Here is a 17,813-nt window from a genome sequence, read left to right on the forward strand (position 1 = left end):
CGCCGCTGCTGCCCGCCGCCGTCGGACCCTGGTTGCGGAGAGCTGGTTGCCTGCAGGCTGGTTGCCGGCAAATGTCTGGTCCCCGGGCGCGCCAGCATCTCATTCACCGCGAAACCGAACATAGTGAAGTCATGACCCGCACCATTCGACCCACCTCCTTTGCTGCTTGGCTGACCGCCTTGGCGGCCGGGATTCTCCTCGCGCTGACCGCTTGCGCTGTCCCGGCGCCGACACCCCGGGAGACCATCCCGCACGATGCCGACACCGGCCAGACGATGGCCGAAGCCCGCGAGGCAATCGACGCCGTCCCCGGGATCTCGGTGACTGGCTTCGCCGGAGGAGGTCCCCCCAACGTGAAGGGCAACACCGGATACTCCGTACAGATAGCCATCGACCCTGGTTACACCGTTCTTTACGGCGATTTGCTGGTCGATTACATCGTCCGGAATGTTTGGTCTGTAGGCGAAGGTTACATGCCCAACACCCAGATTCAGATCAGCGCCCGAACCGCTGACGGGGAGCCGTTCTTCGACCTCTCCACTGCAGGCGTGGGATCAGCCTGGATGGGCGGACAGCCCTCGGCTCCTTCGCAGCACAACACCATCATCATCCCGCTCAGCGCCGACGATCCCGAGGGAGCGCGCAATCTATCCCTGCTCTCACAGGAAGGTTCATGGCCTGGCGTCACACCCAAGCCCCTCCCTGACAGAGTCACGGTCAAAGACCACTGACGGCCTCCTGCCACGGGCTGTCACTGGGATCACGAAAGGGACCGCGCCACTTGACGAGGAAGTGACACCAAATTATCACAAACTATGAAACATCTCTTTACAAACTTGTCATACGTTCGATACCTTCAATTCCGTCAGTCGGCGGTCGCCATCACTGGCCGCCTCACTCCCTCGATAGGTAGGAACAACGTGACGAAAACCAAGACCCTGGCCACAAGCCTGCTGAGTCTGTCCGCTGCCGCAATCCTGGCGCTGGTTGGAACCACCAGCGCCAACGCGGCACCGGCCCAGAACGCAGACTCCAGCGGCGCTGCGGTCAGCAGCCATGTAGTGTCGGACACCGGCGCTGCAGACTACTGGACGCCGGAGCGCATGAAGAATGCCAAGTCCGGCGAAATCCTCGCGGCCAAAGCACTTGACCGCGGCAAGCTCCTCAACGTCGGCAAAGCCCCGGTCACCGAAGCCCCGGGCGCCCTCAGCAGCATCGCAGGCCAGCAGGCCACCACCGACTCCAAGACCATCGACCGCAAGGTCAACCAGAGCGAAACCCCCGTCAAGCACATCGGCAAGGTCTTCTTCACCCTGGGTGGCTCCAACTACGTCTGCTCCGGCAACTCCGTCACCTCAACCAACAAGAGCACGGTCTCCACTGCAGGCCACTGCCTCAACGAAGGCCCGGGCGCGTACGCCACCAACTTCGTGTTTGTCCCGGCTTACCTCAACGGTGCCGCACCCTACGGGAAGTGGACGGCAAAGGCGCTGTACGCCCCCACCCAGTGGGCATCCAACGGCAACATGCAGTACGACACCGCTTTCGCCGTGGTCAACACCCTCAACGGCCAGAAGCTCGCCGACGTCGTCGGGGCCTCCGGCGTCCAGTTCAACGCCGCCCGCGGCCTGAGCTACAAGGCCTTCGGCTACCCGGCAGGCTCGCCCTTCAACGGTGAATCGCTCAAGAGCTGCTCCGGCAAGGCAACCAATGATCCCTACAACCCGCAGTTCAACAGCCAGGGAATCCCCTGCAACATGACCGGTGGTTCCTCGGGCGGTCCGTGGTTCATCGGCACCAGCTCCTCCGGCTACCAGAACTCCGTGAACAGCTACGGATACGGCAGCAACTCCACCACCATGTACGGCCCCTACTGGGGCACCGTGATCCAGTCCACGTACAACACCGCAGCAGCGGCTTCGTAGCGGACCCTCTTTTGCTGGCACGTCCCTGTTAAGTATGTCCGGATAAAGCACGACGGCGGCCGTCCTCTCCCGGGGGCGGCCGCCGTTGCGTTGTGGTGCTTTCTGCCTGGGCCCTGGCGGGCTCTTCCTCTAGTGGAAGAAGTGGCGTGCGCCGGTGAAGTACATCGTGATGCCTGCAGCGTTGGCTGCGGCGATGACTTCCTCGTCGCGGACCGAACCGCCCGGCTGGACGACGGCGCGGACACCGGCGTCGATCAGGATCTGCAGGCCGTCAGCGAACGGGAAGAACGCGTCCGAGGATGCAACGGCGCCGCGGGCGCGCTCAGGTGCGTCAGAACCGCTGGTGTTGGACGCGCCGCCCGCACCTTCGACGTCGGACTCTACCGTCACGCCCAGCGTGTTGGCGCGCTCGACGGCCAGGCGGCAGGAGTCCAGGCGGTTGACCTGGCCCATGCCGATGCCCACGGCTGCACCGTGGTTGGCGATCAGGATGGCGTTGGACTTGGCAGCGCGGCAAGCGGTCCAGGCAAAGGCGAGGTCCGCGAGCGTTGCTTCGTCGGCGGCTTCGCCGGCAGCGAGGGTCCAGTTGGCGGGGTTGTCGCCGTCGGCATCGACCTTGTCGCTCATCTGGACCAGGACGCCGCCGGAAACCTGGCGCATCTCGGAGGGGTAGCGGCCGTAGCCCTCGGGCAGGGCGAGGAGGCGGATGTTCTTCTTCTTTGAAAGGATCTCCACGGCTTCGGGCTCGAAGTCCGGGGCGATGACAACCTCGGTGAAGATGTCGGCAACCGTGCGGGCCATGCCTGCGGTGACGGTGCGGTTTGCAGCGATGACGCCACCGAAGGCGGAAACGGGGTCGCAGGCGTGGGCCTTGGCGTGTGCGTCGGCGATCGGGTCTGCAGCGTCGGCCGAACCGACAGCTACACCGCAAGGGTTGGCGTGCTTGATGATCGCGACAGCCGGCTCGGCGAAGTCGAAGGCGGCGCGCAGGGCGGCATCGGCGTCGACGAAGTTGTTGTAGCTCATGGCCTTGCCGTGCAGCTGGTCGGCCTGGGCGATGCCGGCCGGAGCAGCTTTGTCCACGTAGAGAGCCGCCTGCTGGTGCGGGTTTTCGCCGTAGCGGAGGACCTCGGAGCGTTCCAGCGACAGGCCGGCGTAGGCGGGCCAGTCGATGATGCCGTCGCCGTCTTCGTCCAGGAACTGGCTGGCGGTCCAGGAAGCAACAGCATTGTCGTAGCTGGCCGTGTGCGCAAAGGCCTTGGCAGCCAGGCGGCGGCGGGTGTTCAGGTCGAAGCCGCCTTCCTGTGCTGCGGCAACCACTTCGCCGTAGAAGTTGGGGTCCGTGACAATGGCGACGGCGGCGTGGTTCTTAGCGGCCGAACGCACCATCGCCGGGCCTCCGATGTCGATCTGCTCAACAACGTCGTCCTGCGCTGCGCCGGACTTCACGGTCTCGACGAACGGGTACAGGTTCACCACCACGAGGTCGAAGGTTTCGATCTCCATGCCCGCAAGGGTGTCCATGTGGGACGGGACGCGGCGGTCGGCCAGGATGCCGCCGTGCACGCGCGGATGCAGGGTCTTGACGCGGCCGTCCAGCATTTCCGGGGAGCCGGTGACTTCTTCGACTTCCTTGACCGGGATGCCTGCGGCGGCGATCTTCTTGGCGGTGGAGCCGGTGGAAACAATGGCGACGCCGGCTGCGTGCAGGCCCTTCGCGAGCTCCTCCAGTCCCGTCTTGTCGTAAACCGAGATCAGTGCACGGCGGATGGGAACACGGTCAAGCTGCGTCAAGCTCACAAAAGTCTCCGTCTTAGTTCGCGTAGAAGTCGCGGGTGGTGTCGCGGGTGTGGGATACGGAGAGTTTATCGCGTTTCGCTCGATGGCTCGTTTTGCGTCTTTGGGGGCTCTTGCGTTGCGAGGCCTACTCTGCACCCATCAACCCTCCCCAACCCCTGCACACCGGGCCCCACAAATCCCGCCCCCTGCAATGCGAGGCCCACTCCACACCCAACACCCCGCCCAACCCCTGCACACCAGGCCCCACAAATCCCGCCCCCACAATGCGAGGCCCACTCCACACCCAACACCCCGTGCGCAAGAATTACGACGCCGGGCCTCGCCACCCGCGCGACACCAACGCATCGCGCACCTTACGTTCCGCGTTGGCCCATCCACCTTTCATCTGGACATCGGAGAACCTGAGCACGATCCATCCCATAGCCCGAAGCCGATCGTCACGTTCGATGTCCTTACCCCATTGCACGGGATCGGAGCGGTGATGGTCCCCCTCATACTCCATGGCAATTTTGTATTCCTTATACTGGAGGTCCGGCGTGGATATGTACCTGCCATGCTCATCAGAGATCGGCTGCGTGACCGCTGGCTCCGGCAGGCCGGCGTCGACGATTTTCAACCGCAGCCGGGATTCCTGCGGAGAATCGACCCCAACGCGCAGCAACGGCAGTATCTCCCGGGCCATCCTGATTCCCTTTACCTTCGGTCGCCGGTCGATGACTTCCTGGATCGCCTCGATGGAGGACAACGGATTCTCCCGGGCCAACAGAAAGTCCCCGGCGGCCACAAGCGAAGACCGCCCTATATGCCGGGCCAAATCCATCCAGGTCCACTCGGGCGACGTCAGTTGGACCCCGTTCACAACACGAACATCCCTGGCCAAGAGCGGCGCCCGATGCCCCACCACACCGCGACGCTTAACCCGCCCAATCTCGTGTCGACGCGTCACATGGATAACGCCGTTGTTGCCCTCCTCCTCCAGATAGATCGGAAGTGGGATCGACCAGAGGAGCGCCGCGGTCACATGGCTCACCGCACATCTGGGAGTGATGGCCGTATGCAGTCGTGCAAGTAGCGCCACGTTGGGGCTATCGCTTCGGTTGAGCCGGATTCCCCGGCTGGGTGTGACGAGGCCCGCCGATTGCAACCTCCCGCGGGGCACGCCAGCCGCGTACGCATCTCGGACAAGGAAGCCATCCGGGTCGATCTCCGACGGCAGGGGCGTGGGTTTCAGCATTTGACCATGCTTGCCGGAAACGGTCGGCGGTGTTGCGTTATCCACAGATTTGGCCCCTGGGGGCGCTGCGACTGTTCCTCCACAGAAGTTGCGCCCGCGTTGCGAGGCCCACTCTGCAGGCAAAGCGAGACCCATGCCCTGCAGAACGGGCCTCACAACACCAAGCCCACCCACTGCGAGGCCCACTCTGCAGGCAAAGCGAGACCCATACCCTGCAGAACGGGCCTCACAACATAGGGTTGATCCATGGAAGCCACCGAAGTCGTTCTTGTTGCCGATGTAGGGAAGAGCCGCTGCCGCGTGGAGTTGCGCAGCGGTGGCGAGTTGCTGGGCGCGGCCGACCAGCACGGCTTTCCCGGCGTGCACGTGGACAACGGGCCCACGCTGGCGTTCGAGCTGCTCCTCGAGACGGTCAGCTTGTTGCCGCCCGGTCTCCCCGTCAGCACGTTGACAGGAATCGGCGCCGCAGTGGCCGGCGTCGAAGCATCCGCCGAAAAATCCCGGGAACTCGCCACCATGCTGGCCCAGAGATTCAGTGTCCCCGCAGCCGTCCTTTCAGACGCGACAGCCGCCCAGCTCGGGGCTCTCCAAGGCGCTCCGGGCACCACGCTCATCGTGGGGACCGGCGCCGTGGCGTTCCGTTTCGACGAAGCCGGAGTCCTGCACCGGGCCGACGGCTGGGGCCCCTACCTTGGCGACCGCGGCAGCGGACGATGGATTGGCCAGCAAGGTCTGCAGGCAGTTCTTGAAGCGCACGACGGCGGCCCCGCCACCTCGTTGTCGGCCGCGGCCGGCGCCCTGGTCGAGTCGCCGGAGATGCTCCCGGGCTGGCTCGCTGCCAGCGAAAACCCGTACCGTGCGATGGCCCGGTTCACGCCGCTGGTTCTGCACGCAGCGGAGGCGGGTGACGCCGTCGCGCATGACATCATCGGCGAGGCGTGCCGCATTCTGACCCACACGGTGAAGCTCGCGTCCAGTGGTGAGCGCGGCAGTACGCCGCGCGTGGCGCTCCTGGGTGGAGTGGTGGGATCGGAGTTCTTCGCGGCGCTCTTGCGGAAGTCCCTCGCTTCGGCTGGGATTGAGGTGGTGGCGCCACTGGGCGATGGCTTGGATGGTGCTGCCCTCGCTGCGACGCGCCGCGGGCTCATCCAGGAAAGGTACATCCACCGTGACGGAACAAACTGGCCCGACTGACGCCGACAAACTTGCGGGCCTGCGCACGGAACTCGCCGGGTTGGCGACCGAGGCCACTGCCGAGGGTTTGGACAATCTGGACATCCTGGGCACTGAAGAACTCGTTTCGGCGATGCTTGCCCACAGTGCAGGAGTACATGCTGCCGTTGAGGCTGCGAGCCCGGCGATAGTTCAAACGGTCGACGCCGTTGCGGAGCGACTCCAGCGCGGCGGGCGCCTTTTGTATGTGGGAGCGGGAACGGCCGGACGGTTGGGTGTGCTCGACGCGAGCGAGTGCCCGCCGACGTTCGGCACCCCGCCGGGTCTCGTCGTCGGACTTATTGCGGGCGGCACCAAAGCCATCCAACATCCGGTGGAGTATGCCGAGGACAACGCAACGGCCGGCGCGCGCGACCTTCACGACATCAACGTGACGGAAGCAGACGCCGTCGTGGGTATTACCGCCTCCGGCAGGACGCCGTACGTGATCGGTGCGCTGGAAGAAGCGCGGAAACGGGGTGCGTTTACGGCGTCGCTGGCGTGCAACAAGGGCTCGGCCGTGAGTCACCTGGCGGACGCGGCGATTGAGGTTGTCGTAGGTCCGGAGTTTATTGCGGGCTCGACCAGGCTGAACTCGGGTACCGCCCAGAAACTTGTCCTCAACATGATCAGCACTTTGGTGATGGTGAAGCTCGGCAAGACCTACGGGAACCTCATGGTGGACTTGCGTGCCACGAACGAGAAGCTTTTGGCTCGTTCGCAACGGACGGTCCAGCACGCCACCGGAGTGTCGGCCCAAGAAGCTGCCACTGCTTTGGACGCCGTGGGCGGTTCCGTGAAGGCGGCAATTTTGGTGCTCCTGACAGGTATCGAAGCTGGTCAGGCCAAGGGTGCGTTGGAGGAAGCCGGTGGTTTCCTCCGGAGGGCCATCGAGAACCAGAAGTAACGCGGACTTCCGCTCGGTGCACAGCGCATAAAGTTGCATGCAGGAGGCCCAATGAATACATACACAGCCGTGCCCAGCGGCGAGCAAGTTGTGCAGGAACTGCCATGGCGGTGGAAGGTCCAGGGACGGATTTTCCTGATCGGCGGGCTCGGGTTCATGTTCGACGCTTGGGATGTCACGCTCAACGGCATCCTGATACCACTGCTGACCAAGCACTGGTCGCTGCAACCGACTGACGCTGCGTGGATCGGCACGGCCAACCTGATCGGCATGGCCGTGGGTGCGTTCGCGTGGGGCACCATTGCCGACACCATTGGCCGCAAGAAAGCCTTCACAGCGACCCTCCTGATTTTCAGCATCTTCACGGTTCTGGGTGCTTTTGCGCCGGACATCGTGTGGTTCTGCATCTTCCGCTTCATGGCCGGCTTCGGCCTGGGCGGCTGCATCCCCGTGGATTATGCGCTGGTGGGTGAGTTCACTCCCCGGAAACAACGCGGCAAGGTGCTGACGGCGATGGACGGGTGGTGGCCGATCGGTGCTGCGCTCTGTGGTTTCGTCTCCGCCGGCCTGGTTGCTGCCTTCGGCGATTGGCGGCTCACGATGCTCATCATGGTGTTGCCCGCATTGCTCGTTTTCTGGGTTCGGCGTTCGGTGCCGGAATCTCCGCTGTTCTTGATTCGAGCGGGTAGACGGCAAGAGGCGGCGGCGGTGATCGACGGTCTGGTGGAAGCCACCGGTGCCGAGCCCCGCGCGTACAGTTTGCCCGAGCCTCAGGCCGCACCGCGCCTCTCCCCCGGCAGCGCGTGGGCACAGTTGCGCGGGATCTGGCAGTTCAATTGGAAGATTACGACCGCGGCCTGGGCCCTGTTCTTCAGCATCCTGTTGGTCTATTACTTGTCCCTCACGTGGATGCCGCGCATTCTTATCGGCGCCGGATTCGAGGAGTACAAGGCGTTCGTCACGACAGCGAGCATGGCCGCCGTCGGACTTCTGGGCGTGGTGGTAGCAGCGCTGCTGGTGGAGCGGGTGGGACGCAAGTGGATCCTTGCCATCACCGGTCCGTTGTCCGCGCTGACGCTGGTGATCGTGGCGTTCGTGGTGGATGTGCCATCGGCTGCTGTGTTCTGGCTGCTGGTGTTCGGCTTCGTGGTCCAGGTGGCCATTCCGGTCCTCTATGCCTACGTGTCCGAGCTGTACCCCACCGAACTTCGCGGCTCGGGCTTCGGCTGGGCTTCGACGTTCTCCCGCATCGGCGCCGGCTTCGGCCCGTTGGTGTTTGCCTCCTTCTTCTGGCCCGAGTTCGGGTTGGCGCAGTCGTTCGCGATGGCTGGCGGCCTGGTGCTGCTGTCCGTGCTGTGGATGGCGTTCTTCGCCCCGGAGACGAAGCAGCGCGTCCTCTCCTAACCCAACTAGGTAACAGTAAACGTCCCATTGAGTGCTCAGTGGGACGTTTACTGTTACCTAGTTGGGAGCCCAGCCGCGTTGTTCGAGCGCCCTGCGCACTTTGGCCACGGCGGACCTCGCGTCGTTGCCCATGTGCCGCTTTGAGATCCTCACCAAGGTCCATCCTGCGCGGCTGAAGTCTTCCTCACGGGCTATGTCCCGGACAATCTGCTCCGGATCTGAATGACCCTCACCTTCGTATTCCACGGCAACACGCTGTTCGCGATACGCCAGGTCCGGTTGACGTACGACGCCGGGACTCAGTTCCGTGGGCACGTTGACTTCCGCTGTGGGCAGCCCAGCCCTGTTCAGCGCCAGCCTAAGTCGCGTTTCGGGTGCGGAGTCGGCACCCACGCAAGCTTGTTCCAAGGCGGGGCGGGCCTTTCGGATACCCGGTGTCCCCCAGTGCCGGTCAAGCATCTCTTCGAGCTCATCCATGGTGCAATACGGGGAACTGCGTCCTTCAAATTCCGGCTTGGGCACACGCAACAGATGGTCAGCCACGACAGTGATCTCGTCAATATCCATTCTCCGGGCACAGTCCAGCCACGTCCTGGCCCGGCTGGTGATGTACATTCCATCCAAAGTGGTGATCTCGTCTTCGAAGAACTGTCCCCTATGCCCGATCACGCCCCGGCGGCGCGGGATTCCGACGGTGTCAGGTCGCGAAATGTGAATACCCGGCTCATGGCTGCGTGGGAGGAATCCGGGAAACCCCCAAAGAAGGAACGCCGTCGCATGCGAAGCCGCGGAGAACGGCGTGACCAACGTCAAGGGTCTGGCGCGATCGGTCAACTGCAACTCGTCAACGGAGCCGGGTACATATATCTGACGGCTTGGCGAGTCCAGATCCCGGTAACGCAGTCGCCCAACTGACACTCCGGCGTCGAGCGCTTCCTGCCTTGTAAAGGGCTTCGAAGTGAGGTCTGCCGGGAGCGGCCGCGGGATCTTCATCAGCCCATGCTGGCAAATGTGCCGGGAGCGTGGGGCGTTATCCACAGCCTTTCGTTCCTGCCACCCAACTAGGTAACAGCAAACGCTCTACTCAGGGCTGAGTGGAACACTTGCTGTTACTCAGTTGGGTGGGGACCTACGCGGGTGGGGCGCGCTACGCGGGGGCGGCTGCGAGGTCCCGCAGGGTCTGGACCAGCAGGCGGCGCTCCACTACCTTGATGCGCTCGTGCAGGGATTCCTCGGAGTCCTCCGGAAGCACTGCGACGGCTTCCTGGGCGATGATGGGCCCGGTGTCCACGCCGGCGTCGGCCCAGTGAACGGTGCAGCCCGTGACCTTCACGCCGTACGCAATGGCATCGCGTACTCCGTGGGCGCCCGGGAAGGACGGAAGCAGCGCGGGGTGTGTGTTGACGTACTTGCCGTCGAAAGCGTTGATGAAGTCTTCGCTGACGATCCTCATGAACCCGGAGGACACCACGACGTCCGGCGAGTAGGACAGCACCTTGTCGCGGAGGGCGGTGTCCCACTCAGCGCGGGTTTCGAAGGAATTGAAGTTGACCACGAAGGTCTCAATGCCGGCCTCATCGGAGCGCTCCACGCCGTACGTGTCGGGGCGGTCGGCGCCCACGGCGGCGATCTCGACATCCAGTTCACCCGACTTCACGGCGTCGATGACTGCCTGAAGATTGGAACCGGTACCGGAGACGAGGACAACAATGCGCATTGCACTAGCTTATGGGCGGCTCGCGTAGGCTGGAAAACATGAATCCCGACGTCGGTCCCAAGCCGAGCCAGCAACCCCGCTCCGAGGCCGAAAAGTCCGCCCTCAGCAAGACCCAGATCCTGTTCCGTGCATTCCTTTTGACGGCGTTGGGCGCGTTCTTCGTGTTCTCCCTGAACGTGAACTATGTGTGGTTGAGCGCCATTCTGACGCTCGCGGGTATGGTGCTGGGGATCGTCGTCCTGGTCCGCACGCTGAAGTACAAGCACCCCCGGCTGATTCTCTTCGGGACGATCTCAGGCCTGGTGGTCACGGCCGTGATGTGCCTGCTCATCCTGACGTCGGTGCTCTTCTTCAACCAGGTCAGCCAGTACCAGGACTGCTCGCGTGGGGCGCTGACGGAATCCGCCAAGACGCAGTGCCTGACGCAGCTCGAGAACTCCATGCCTGGACCGCTTCGCTAACGCCGGTCGCGGCAGTAGCCAGCGCTGACGGAAGAGGACCAGCTCAGGCGTGTTCGTCGTCGTACGCTGCTTCGTCGAGGTTCGCTTCGCGCTGCTTCTGGCTGCGTTCCAGCCACGGCCCCACTGCGTAGCCAATCACGACGCCGATACCCACTTCCGCGGCCAGCCAGACTGCCGTCCACAGCGGGTGGGGTCCGATTTCCGTGAGCCGCCCAATCCCTGCCGAACCGCGGGAGATCCACGCCAAGGCACCACCAAGGAGCCCCGCAACGGCGCCAATGAACACACCCAGGAACAGGGTTGAGGCGGCAGCTGTGAACCATCGGGCTTTGATCTTGATGGAGAGCCACTCGTCAAAGTGGTTCTCGCCTTCGCGGAGGAACCACCAGCCCGCGAGGATACCGGCGACGACTGGCAGCGCGAGTGCCATGGCGCCGGCGTCGAGCTGTCCTGCGGGGAGGGCACCGAGGACCGGAACGGCCGGGAGCGGCCCGACCGCCGTACCAAGCGGACCCGCCGTGGAGCCGACGCCGAGCGAGAAGCCCGCGCCGGTGGACCATGAAAGAGCGAAAATGACGAGGTTCGGCAGGAAGCCCAGCTGCGCGATGGTGAGCACGGCTCCCCCGAGGGCGCCGGCCTGGATTCCTTCGTAGACGGCGATGATGTCCGTCCAGTGCCACACGATGGTGACGGCCAGCAGGACAGCAGCCAAACAGACCGAAGCCATCGCCGCGACGAATCCGGCCTTCAACGCCGAGCCCACGTAGGAGCCCGCCCAGCGCGAATGCTGGCTGGTCTTCGCGAGCCACGCAACGGCGTCGACGCCGATCAGTCGGCTCCACGAACCGGCCTCTCGCCGAGCGCCCACAATCATGCCAAGGCCGAAGGAAACCAGGGGGATGGTCATGGCGAACCAGAGGTTGATGACTACTTCAGGGGTGCGGCACACGAAGCCGGTGGCTGCCCCGAACGCCGCGTACACAACGAAAGCGCCGAGGAATGCCTGCCACAGTTGGTCGGTGTAGGAGGCCCGGGCGAGCCGACGACCCGCACGCCACGCAAGCAGGAACGGGATGAGCGTCAACCCCAGCGGAATGAGGGACAGCAGACCCGACCCCGGCTGGGCCGCAGTCCCGATATTGACCTGCGCCAGCTCCAGCGGAACACCATGGATCAGCAGCCACGCCTGGCCGCCCAAACGGGCCAGGGAGTCGACGTTCCGGTCCTGGAAACCATCGGTTGCCCACACTCCCACCAGCGGCAACACCACAACGATGGCCGAAATGAACGCTGCCTGCGCCGCTTCCAAACCACCCTGCAGCCAAAGGGGCATCGGGAGGCCACGGTTTCCGGTCTGATCAGCGCGCAGTTTCATCGTGATCTATCGTGCCACGGCAGGCCGCTCCCACCCCGCAGGCGCCCCTGAAATACCGCGAATTCCAGCGCTTTTTCCACGAAGCCGCCGTAAAATGGGAGGTGTTCTCCCGGGGCACGGAGCCCTCACCGACCATCTCAGCTCCGCCCCCACCTGCACAGACTTTGCAAGGCCCGGAAACAATCGAAGCCGGGAACTAGGAGCGGCCAATGGATAGGTGTCACAACTCATAACAGAAAGTCGTACTAGCAGCTGGTGCAGCCGCCTCGGGATTCTCTCCTTAGGCTGCACCAGCCTTCTTTGTGTCCCCCACCTTTGCCCCGAGGGGCGACGTCTCGGCACTTTGGGGCTCGCTTAGTGCCGAGAGCTGACCCCTCGGCGAGAAGTACGACGGCGGGTGGTTGCTTTACGGCCGAGAGCTAACCCTTCGCGAAGAAGTCCACTCCCGACACGTACTCCATGGCTTTCACGAACTTCGGATCCATCATCCGCTCGTAGGCCTCTTCTTCGGTGGGCTCAGCAACGCGGGAGTGGATCCACCAAAGGTTTCCCAACGGATCCCGGACCCGGCCCACTACGTCTCCCCAGAACATCTCCGTCATATTCGTGACTGCCGTGGCACCAGCGGCGAGGGCAGCAGCGAAGGCGGCATCGCCGTCGTCGACGTAGACCCGCAGGAAAGCAGGAGTAGGAGGCCAGTCGGGCTGGGAATCGAAGGCGAGGATGTTCGAGTCGCCGATCTTGGCTTCAGCGTGCCCGATCGACCCATCCTCCATCGGGACGCGAAACGCTTCCTTGGCGCCGAACGCAGCCGTGATGAAATCGAGGAGTTCCGGAGTGCTGCGCGAGATTATCCAGGGCTCAACGGATCGATATCCGGCCGGGACGGCAGGGACTCCTTCGGTACGTGTCACCGGAGCCATCGCCTTGACCTCATCCGGGACCGGCGCATCCGGCTGACCGGTCATATGCCGTCGGAGGGATTCGACCGCGTACTCCATTCCGGCGGCGTATTCCGGGGCGTCCCAGCGGCTGGCCGCTTCGTCGTCGGAGACGTCCTCCATGTGCGACATGATCCACCAGACGTTGCCCAACGGGTCCTGGACGCGGGCGCCGCGATCACCCCAGGCGCTGTTGTCGAGGACCGAAACCGCGGTGGCACCCGCGGCGAGGGCGGCGTGGAAGGCGGCGTCGGCGTCGTGCGTGTACAGGCGAAGGTACGACGGCGTTTCGGGCCAGTGCGGTCGGCTGTCGAACGCGAGGACTACTGAGTCGCCAATCCGCGCCTCCGCGTGCCCGATGGTGCCGTCCTCCCCGACGACGCGGTCGATCTCCTCTGCCCCAAACGCTGCGGTGATGAACTCGAAGAGGGCGTTGGTGTCACGCGTGATGAGCCACGGACTGACGCTGGAGTAGCCGCTGGGAACTGTGCTGATACTCGGGTTTGCCGCGGTCATGACTGTGTCCTCTTCGTCGGGAGTTCAGTACTTTCAGGCTACGACTACTTGAGGTCAGGATGCGTCCGCTTTTGCTCCTAGCGCCGAGGGGTTACATCTCAGCACTTTGAGGGCTCGCTTAGGGCCGAGAGCCAACCCCTCGGGTGAGCCCGCTAGAGCTGGGGCCCGTAGATGAACTCCTTGGCGTGGTTGACGGCCTTCTTGAAAGCGTCGTTGCGGAGTGTCACCTGCTCCCCGCTGGCCCCTGCACTGGGTTCCAGAAACGTGGTGGGGCCGGGGCGGAGCATCCAGATGTCCCCAGCCGGCGGGAGGTAGAACACACCAAATGAGCGATGCTCAGGGTCGTCGGTCCAGATGGGCACCACAGCAACCGCAGCGCCCGTGTCCGGGTTGATCCACTGGGCACGGGGCATCGGCTGTTCGTGGACCTCGGGGTCCAGGAATGGAGCCGTTCCCCTCCCCCAGCGTTTCTCGAACCGTTCGTAGAACGCGGGAATGATGTGGCCGTCGTAGGGACGCCAGGCACTCATGAATGGCTCCTTGGTGTTCTGAGGGTTCTGGATGAAGGCTCCCAACGGGTTGGCCCGAAAGACAAGGGCGGCTGGGGACGCCCTGGTTCCTTGCTGGCCGCTGGTTCGTGTCGATGGACTCGCACGTTGACCGGCGTTCCGGGCCTTCCTGCGGGCACACCGCTCCGCCGCGCCTGATCGTAAGCCGCCCGCTTTCCTGGGTCCGACAAAACGACGTACGCCTGCATGATGGCATGCAGTTCCTGGAGGTCGGCCGCGGAGGTGGTGTCGCCGTCGTCGACCTTTTGGCGTGTATCCGGGTGATGGGTCCGGAGCAGCGTGCGGTAGGCGCGGGCGATCTCACGGGTCGTCGCGTCCGGCGACACGTGCAAAGTGGCGTAGTGGTCAGGTTGATCGCTCACGGTTGGTTCCGGTTTCCTGCAGCAGACTTGGGGATGGCCCCCGGGGTGAACCGGGGGCCATCAATCGGGAGACGACGGGCGGGGACCGCTTTCATGTGCGCTAAAAAACGCTGTGACGTGGCACGAAGCCTGCGCCCAACTATTCCGATGCGGCCGCCTCCGTTGTTCCCGGTCGGCGCCCTGCCGGTTGGCCACCCCCGGGGAAGCCTTCCGGCAGGGCAGAGGATTAGGCGTTGATCTCTTGACGTTGTTCGTTGGACGTGATTTCGATGCGCCGCGGCTTGGCCTTTTCGGCGACGGGGATGCGGAGTGTCAGCACGCCCGCGTCGTAGCTGGCCTTGACGCCTTCGGTGTCCAAGGTGTCGCCCAGGATCAGTTGCCGGCTGAAGACGCCTTGCGGACGTTCGGCGGCGATCATCTCTGAGTTCTCGCCGGCCGGCGACTTCCGTTCTGCCTTGACCGTGAGGACGTTGCGCTCGACGTCGAGGTCGACGGAGTCGGGGCTCACACCGGGCAAATCAAAGGCAACGACAAACTCCTCGCCCTCCTGCCAGGCATCCATGGGCATTCCGGCAGGTCGTGCTGTTGTGCCAAAAACCTGTTGGGCGAGCCTGTCGAATTCGCGGAACGGGTCAGTGCGCATCAGCATTTTGTTCTCACTCCTCTGGTCGTGATGCTGATTTGTTGTTCTCCCAGCCTTCCCTGATCTGTGGTGGCTGGTATAGATTTTTTATAGCACTGGTGAGAAAGTAGTGCAAGTAGGTTTTCGGAAGATTTTCGGAGGTTCTTGATGGCAGGTTCGGACGGCGCTGCTGCGGAGACGCACGACGGCGGCCCGGCTGCTTCCGGGGCGGACGGCACCTCTGCCGGTGGCCGGGACGCTCGCGGCGTCTACGCGATCTCAGTGGCGGCGGAACTGGTTGGCACGGGGCAGCAGAACATCAGGCAGTACGAGCGCAAAGGGCTGGTCACCCCGGAAAGGACCGACGGCGGCACCCGGCGTTACAGCGAGGACGACCTTGCGACTCTACGGAGGATCGGCGCACTCCTGGATGAGGGGCTGAACCTGGCCGGAGTGAAGCTGGTGCTCGAGTTGGAGGCGGAGAACCGAGGGCTGACGGAGGACAACCGTGGGCTGGTTGACGACAACCGGGAGCTCCGGGCTGATAACCGGGGGCTGCGGAAGGATCTGAAGCGGGCGCGGGGAGGGGACGCTTGAGTCCGCGAGTGAACAGTGCACTGACCGGGACCCGGACCTGAGCACTCTCCACCGAAGAGAAGAAGTCAAGGAGTACAGGGCAAATGGATGTGGTGAATGGAAGGTGGCATCAAACCATGATGTCGACACGTCCCGTTTTGGCCGCCTGTTTTACAGAATCGCCGTCATCCCGCCCCACCCCGTACCCACGCGGGAAGCCGTGGGCCATGCAGCTCCCCCACTGCCCGCGTACAACCAAAGCTCACCCGCGGCGTTCCGCGCGAGGATGTCTGCACGTCCATCACCGTCGAAGTCACCGGGACCAAGCAGCGAGTTCATGACGTTCCAGCCCTGCCCAATAGCCCGCTGCGGCAGCCATCCACCAGAGCCGTTGCCTGGGTAAAGCCAGAGCACACCGGAGGAGTCCCGGGCAGCAACATCGGGCGTGCCGTCGCTGTTGAAGTCGCCGACGCCGGTCATCTCGGACATTCCGTTCCAACCCGTACCGACCTGGATGGCAGACAGCCAACCGCCGGAGCCGTTACCTCGGTACACCCACAGAACGCCTGAGGCGGTACGGGCAGCGATATCCACGAAGGTGTCGCCGTTGAAGTCCCCGACGGACTCGATCGCGGTCATGCCAGCCCAGCCCATGCCTACCTGCACACGAGGCAGCCAACCACTCGAGCCGTTGCCGGGGTAGAGCCAGAGCAGCCCTCCGCCATCACGGGCAAGGACGTCGGCATTCCCGTCGCCGTTGAAGTCGCCGGGAGTAACCAGAGCCGTCATGATGTTCCAGCCCTGCCCTACTTGAACGCGATTCAGCCACCCGCCCGAGCCATCCCCCGGGTAGAGCCACAGGACGCCGGAAGCTTCCCGAGCCAAAACGTCCGTGAACCCGTCCCGGTTGAAATCATTCTTGACAGGCTGCTCCACGGTCCCGTCGATGATCCGCACAGAAGCAGTGCCGTAGCTGACGACGTACGCCTTGTTGGTGGAGGTGTTGACGGCAGCGGAGACCGGCTCGCTGCCCGTGTAAACGGCGTAGCTGCTGTTGCTCTGGCCATTGATGATGACGGTGCCCCCGCCGCTGGTCGGCGCATAGACCTTGTTGCTCGTGGGGTTCACGACGATCTCGCTGACACGCGTGGCGGTGCTGATGGTGGTCACTTCCGTGAAGGTCGCCCCATCAATGATTTTCACAAAGCCGTCCGTTGAAGCACTGTCTGCGGCTACGTATATCTTGTTCGTCCCAGGATTAACCGCGAGGGTACCGACGGTCTGCGAGAATGTGAGGCTCACTCCACTGGTGTCGGTTGCGCCGTTGATCACTGAGAGCCGTGGCCCGAACCTGCTGATCGTCGTGATGTAAAGCTTGTTCGTTGTCTCGTTCATCGCTGCGCCCAAGATGCCGGCGCCGATGACGATCGTTGACGAGAGATTGCCGCTGGCGTTGATGACCTTGATGGTGCCACTGGACTGAACATAGACCTTGTCCGTCACGGAATTCACCAGGATGTCCTGCGCACCTCCGTCGAATGGCACAGAGGTGGTCGTGTTCGTAGCCCCATCAATGATCGTGATGCCGGTCTTCACGGCCACGTAGATCTTGTTGGTCGTTTCGTTCACCGCCACAACACCCGGCTCAGCCCCCACGGGAACCCACGTCACGGCACCGGAAACCCCATTTACAACAGCAACCGAGCCGCCGATCTCGCTGACGTAGATCTTATTGGTCGCCGAGTTCACGGCAACGTCCACAGGCATGTCTCCCGAGTACAGGAGGCCTCCGTCGGACGTTCCGTTGATGACCGAAACGCCTTCGAATGAGGCAACGTACGCCTTGTTCGTCACAGGGTTCACGGCGATGGCACCAGGTTTGTCGCCCACAGGAACGATGTCCGTCACCGCATCAGCCACAGCCGGCGATCCGGGCGAACTGAAGGCTCCCAAGAACAGCGCCAAGCCCAAACCGACAGCGACTGACCGCACCGCCGCCCAGCGCCGCCGTCGTACTCCAAGCGCGCGCGAATTGTCCCCAGCAGCAAACATGGCAAGACCCCCAGAAGTCATGACGCCCCAGCGCGTCGGTGAAGCAGAGTCTACGCGCGCCCTGAGACAAACTGGAGCCCCACCTGTTAACCAACTCTTCCTCCACAGGCCACCCGTTCGAACCCGCCACGCCAACCGCC

General features: G+C 63.7%; 17 protein-coding genes. 7 read left to right on the plus strand and 10 right to left on the minus strand.

Annotation, left to right across the window (positions count from 1 at the left end; translation table 11 throughout):
- The first annotated feature begins 131 nt into the window (after nucleotides 1–131).
- Together WBN73_RS04430 and WBN73_RS04435 are read left to right on the plus strand one after the other, a co-directional pair.
- Entirely contained in the window at nucleotides 132–731 is a 600-nt protein-coding gene (locus WBN73_RS04430) for a hypothetical protein (protein WP_207596727.1), read from the plus strand.
- An 84-nt stretch (nucleotides 732–815) separates the two neighbouring features.
- The gene (locus tag WBN73_RS04435; RefSeq protein WP_369746227.1) at nucleotides 816–1,925 is read left to right on the plus strand and encodes a trypsin-like serine peptidase; all 1,110 of its coding nucleotides are present in this window, start codon (nucleotides 816–818) and stop codon (nucleotides 1,923–1,925) included.
- Nucleotides 1,926–2,054: 129 nt separating this feature from the next.
- Here WBN73_RS04435 and purH read toward each other — a convergent pair whose 3' ends face one another.
- Together purH and WBN73_RS04445 are read right to left on the minus strand one after the other, a co-directional pair.
- Nucleotides 2,055–3,725 carry a bifunctional phosphoribosylaminoimidazolecarboxamide formyltransferase/IMP cyclohydrolase gene (purH, locus tag WBN73_RS04440; protein ID WP_337339493.1) on the minus strand — a complete coding sequence of 557 codons (1,671 nt, stop codon included), beginning with the start codon at nucleotides 3,723–3,725 and terminating at the stop codon, nucleotides 2,055–2,057.
- Nucleotides 3,726–4,029: 304 nt separating this feature from the next.
- Nucleotides 4,030–5,004, minus strand: a complete 975-nt coding sequence (locus WBN73_RS04445; protein ID WP_337339492.1) for an endonuclease domain-containing protein — start codon at nucleotides 5,002–5,004, stop codon at nucleotides 4,030–4,032.
- A gap of 201 nt (nucleotides 5,005–5,205) precedes the next feature.
- Between WBN73_RS04445 and WBN73_RS04450 the strand changes: the two genes are divergently transcribed.
- Genes WBN73_RS04450 through WBN73_RS04460 form a run of 3 tightly spaced genes read left to right on the plus strand, consistent with a single transcriptional unit; the run spans nucleotide 5,206 to nucleotide 8,482 of the window.
- On the plus strand, nucleotides 5,206–6,153 hold the full coding sequence (locus WBN73_RS04450) for an N-acetylglucosamine kinase (RefSeq protein ID WP_280627379.1): 948 nt from the start codon (nucleotides 5,206–5,208) through the stop codon (nucleotides 6,151–6,153).
- Entirely contained in the window at nucleotides 6,128–7,078 is a 951-nt protein-coding gene (gene murQ, locus WBN73_RS04455) for an N-acetylmuramic acid 6-phosphate etherase (protein ID WP_280627377.1), read from the plus strand. The genes WBN73_RS04450 and murQ overlap by 26 nt, the downstream gene beginning before the upstream one ends.
- Before the next feature lie 51 nt (nucleotides 7,079–7,129).
- Nucleotides 7,130–8,482 carry an MFS transporter gene (locus tag WBN73_RS04460; protein ID WP_337339491.1) on the plus strand — a complete coding sequence of 451 codons (1,353 nt, stop codon included), beginning with the start codon at nucleotides 7,130–7,132 and terminating at the stop codon, nucleotides 8,480–8,482.
- A gap of 57 nt (nucleotides 8,483–8,539) precedes the next feature.
- On the opposite strand, the gene WBN73_RS04465 is transcribed toward WBN73_RS04460, so the two are convergent.
- Complete coding sequence (locus tag WBN73_RS04465) at nucleotides 8,540–9,475, minus strand: hypothetical protein (RefSeq protein WP_337339490.1); 936 nt, start codon at nucleotides 9,473–9,475, stop codon at nucleotides 8,540–8,542.
- 154 nt (nucleotides 9,476–9,629) lie between these two features.
- Nucleotides 9,630–10,199 carry a phosphoribosylglycinamide formyltransferase gene (gene purN / locus WBN73_RS04470; RefSeq protein WP_337339489.1) on the minus strand — a complete coding sequence of 190 codons (570 nt, stop codon included), beginning with the start codon at nucleotides 10,197–10,199 and terminating at the stop codon, nucleotides 9,630–9,632.
- A gap of 11 nt (nucleotides 10,200–10,210) precedes the next feature.
- Between purN and WBN73_RS04475 the strand changes: the two genes are divergently transcribed.
- Complete coding sequence (locus WBN73_RS04475; RefSeq protein WP_337339488.1) at nucleotides 10,211–10,660, plus strand: hypothetical protein; 450 nt, start codon at nucleotides 10,211–10,213, stop codon at nucleotides 10,658–10,660.
- A 43-nt stretch (nucleotides 10,661–10,703) separates the two neighbouring features.
- On the opposite strand, the gene WBN73_RS04480 is transcribed toward WBN73_RS04475, so the two are convergent.
- The 5 genes from WBN73_RS04480 to WBN73_RS04500 form a co-directional block, all read right to left on the minus strand.
- Entirely contained in the window at nucleotides 10,704–12,035 is a 1,332-nt protein-coding gene (locus tag WBN73_RS04480) for a cell division protein PerM (protein ID WP_207596717.1), read from the minus strand.
- A 419-nt stretch (nucleotides 12,036–12,454) separates the two neighbouring features.
- Entirely contained in the window at nucleotides 12,455–13,492 is a 1,038-nt protein-coding gene (locus WBN73_RS04485) for a VOC family protein (RefSeq protein ID WP_337339487.1), read from the minus strand.
- A 152-nt stretch (nucleotides 13,493–13,644) separates the two neighbouring features.
- Nucleotides 13,645–14,022, minus strand: coding sequence for a hypothetical protein (locus tag WBN73_RS04490; protein ID WP_207596715.1), 378 nt, complete (start codon nucleotides 14,020–14,022; stop codon nucleotides 13,645–13,647).
- Entirely contained in the window at nucleotides 14,019–14,423 is a 405-nt protein-coding gene (locus tag WBN73_RS04495) for a J domain-containing protein (protein WP_207596714.1), read from the minus strand. The genes WBN73_RS04490 and WBN73_RS04495 overlap by 4 nt, the downstream gene beginning before the upstream one ends.
- A gap of 226 nt (nucleotides 14,424–14,649) precedes the next feature.
- Nucleotides 14,650–15,072: an Hsp20/alpha crystallin family protein gene (locus tag WBN73_RS04500; RefSeq protein WP_207596713.1), complete on the minus strand. Its 423-nt coding sequence runs from the start codon at nucleotides 15,070–15,072 to the stop codon at nucleotides 14,650–14,652.
- Nucleotides 15,073–15,213: 141 nt separating this feature from the next.
- On the opposite strand from WBN73_RS04500, the gene WBN73_RS04505 reads away from it, so the two are divergent.
- Nucleotides 15,214–15,642 (plus strand): MerR family transcriptional regulator, encoded by a 429-nt coding sequence (locus tag WBN73_RS04505; protein WP_207596712.1) that lies wholly within the window; start codon nucleotides 15,214–15,216, stop codon nucleotides 15,640–15,642.
- Between the two features lie 150 nt (nucleotides 15,643–15,792).
- Here the strand turns inward: WBN73_RS04505 and WBN73_RS04510 are convergent, their stop codons facing one another.
- Entirely contained in the window at nucleotides 15,793–17,694 is a 1,902-nt protein-coding gene (locus WBN73_RS04510; protein ID WP_337681300.1) for an FG-GAP-like repeat-containing protein, read from the minus strand.
- Nucleotides 17,695–17,813: the final 119 nt, after the last annotated feature.

It is taken from the genome of Paenarthrobacter sp. CCNWLY172, assembly GCF_037402035.1.
GTDB lineage: Bacteria > Actinomycetota > Actinomycetes > Actinomycetales > Micrococcaceae > Arthrobacter.

What these genes read in the sequence shown, in the direction of transcription:
- WBN73_RS04500 (WP_207596713.1), bottom strand. Translation starts at nt 15,072, where the DNA reads ATGCTGATGCGCACTGACCCGTTCCGCGAATTCGACAGGCTCGCCCAA.
- WBN73_RS04430 (WP_207596727.1), top strand. Translation starts at nt 132, where the DNA reads ATGACCCGCACCATTCGACCCACCTCCTTTGCTGCTTGGCTGACCGCC.
- WBN73_RS04480 (WP_207596717.1), bottom strand. Translation starts at nt 12,035, where the DNA reads ATGAAACTGCGCGCTGATCAGACCGGAAACCGTGGCCTCCCGATGCCC.
- WBN73_RS04510 (WP_337681300.1), bottom strand. Translation starts at nt 17,694, where the DNA reads ATGACTTCTGGGGGTCTTGCCATGTTTGCTGCTGGGGACAATTCGCGC.
- WBN73_RS04475 (WP_337339488.1), top strand. Translation starts at nt 10,211, where the DNA reads ATGGGCGGCTCGCGTAGGCTGGAAAACATGAATCCCGACGTCGGTCCC.
- purN (WP_337339489.1), bottom strand. Translation starts at nt 10,199, where the DNA reads ATGCGCATTGTTGTCCTCGTCTCCGGTACCGGTTCCAATCTTCAGGCA.
- WBN73_RS04505 (WP_207596712.1), top strand. Translation starts at nt 15,214, where the DNA reads ATGGCAGGTTCGGACGGCGCTGCTGCGGAGACGCACGACGGCGGCCCG.
- WBN73_RS04465 (WP_337339490.1), bottom strand. Translation starts at nt 9,475, where the DNA reads ATGAAGATCCCGCGGCCGCTCCCGGCAGACCTCACTTCGAAGCCCTTT.
- WBN73_RS04435 (WP_369746227.1), top strand. Translation starts at nt 816, where the DNA reads ATGAAACATCTCTTTACAAACTTGTCATACGTTCGATACCTTCAATTC.
- WBN73_RS04460 (WP_337339491.1), top strand. Translation starts at nt 7,130, where the DNA reads ATGAATACATACACAGCCGTGCCCAGCGGCGAGCAAGTTGTGCAGGAA.
- WBN73_RS04450 (WP_280627379.1), top strand. Translation starts at nt 5,206, where the DNA reads ATGGAAGCCACCGAAGTCGTTCTTGTTGCCGATGTAGGGAAGAGCCGC.
- WBN73_RS04485 (WP_337339487.1), bottom strand. Translation starts at nt 13,492, where the DNA reads ATGACCGCGGCAAACCCGAGTATCAGCACAGTTCCCAGCGGCTACTCC.
- WBN73_RS04490 (WP_207596715.1), bottom strand. Translation starts at nt 14,022, where the DNA reads ATGAGTGCCTGGCGTCCCTACGACGGCCACATCATTCCCGCGTTCTAC.